This window comes from Vibrio sp. 1288, assembly GCF_033344475.1.
In genome coordinates, this window is sequence record NZ_JAWPOX010000257.1 from 1 (window position 1) to 893 (window position 893).

Below are 893 nucleotides of genomic sequence, written 5' to 3' on the forward strand. Positions count from 1 at the left end.
AAACTACCATCAACACTTAAGTCAGGAAAATCAAGAACACGAAACGTAAGATAGACGCCCAAAGCAACCAAGCCATAAATCAAGCCGATCTCAAGCGCGCCAAAAAAAGCAAATGCAGACATAACTGCTCCTTTCTGCATGTTCAGATCGCTAGCAGCGATCTGACGTTACAACTTTCAACTTAGGTCGAGGTAAAGAGAGCAATCCGCTCAGAAAAAACTTTGCTCTCATAAACTTACGATTTACTAGCCCATTTTTCATGCTGAGACAAATGGGCCTGAGAGAAAGAGTCCTTACCTCAAGATAAGTGATTTACTGCATGCTAGTCGCACGTTGAACAACAGAACTCGGCAGTTGAATGCCCAACTTAGAAGCGGCGCTCTCATTGATGACCAAATCAGAACCCGTTGCGACTTTTACATCCAGCTTGCCTGGCTCTTGACCATCAAGTATGGCTGCTACGTAATCTGCCGTTTGCACACCGACTTGGTAGTAGTCAAAACCAAGGCCAGCAATCGCACCTTTTTCAACATAAGATGTTGCACCGCCAAAGACTGGTTTTTTCGCTTGGTTCGCCGCGACAATCATGCCTTCGATCGCACTCGCTACAGTGTTATCCGTAGGCGCGTAAAGGATGTCTGATTTTGCTGCGATGGCTTGCGTAGCAGATTGAACATCGGCACTTTTCAAAGCTGTGGCTTCCACCACTTTAATGCCTTTCGCCTCTGCACTTTCTTTTAGAAGGTTAACCAGCGTCACCGCATTCGCCTCACCAGGGTTGAAGACGACACCAATGCTTTTGACTTGAGGAAGGATTTCTTGAATGAGCTCAACGTGCTGAGCCACTGGAGACAGGTCTGATAAACCTGTTACGTTTTTGCCCGGCTGCTTCA

The 893-nt window shown here is 46.6% G+C and carries 1 protein-coding gene and 1 pseudogene; both read right to left on the minus strand.

Translation table 11 applies throughout. The features are described from left to right. Positions 1–122: pseudogene (locus R8O11_RS26070) on the minus strand (ABC transporter permease); the annotation flags it as partial. Positions 123–312: 190 nt separating this feature from the next. Beyond that, positions 313–893, minus strand: a 581-nt coding sequence (locus tag R8O11_RS26075; protein ID WP_318194719.1) for an ABC transporter substrate-binding protein, incomplete at its 5' end; no start/stop codon positions are given.